This window comes from Pauljensenia sp. UMB3104, from assembly GCF_030217285.1.
Classification (GTDB): domain Bacteria; phylum Actinomycetota; class Actinomycetes; order Actinomycetales; family Actinomycetaceae; genus Pauljensenia.
The window spans coordinates 1-245 of record NZ_JASONN010000512.1 but is presented as its reverse complement, the minus strand read 5'-3'; the positions used below and the strand labels follow the sequence as shown (position 1 = coordinate 245).

At 32.7% G+C, this 245-nt stretch carries 1 protein-coding gene; it reads right to left on the bottom strand.

Annotated features, from left to right (window positions below; all coding sequences use genetic code 11):
* The coding region (locus QP415_RS12605) for a PTS transporter subunit IIC (protein ID WP_285100298.1) at nt 1-245 on the bottom strand (245 nt) is incomplete at both ends.

Sequence of the window (245 nt, the reverse complement as noted above, 5' to 3'; positions counted from 1 at the left end):
GCTAACATCATACGAACCCCTTGAAGGACAATGACGAATCCGGCTGTAAACTTCAATCCTTCTACAATAGCAAACATTAAAATATTGTCACCATTGGAAAGTTCTAGAACTAAATTTGAGTCTGCTGAAAGAAAAACTATCAAATAGATTATTACCATAACAATAGCTGTAGTAATAGTACTATCTCTCATAAAACTAAATTTATCTGGAACATCTACATCTTCAGTTGATTTTTCCCTATTTCC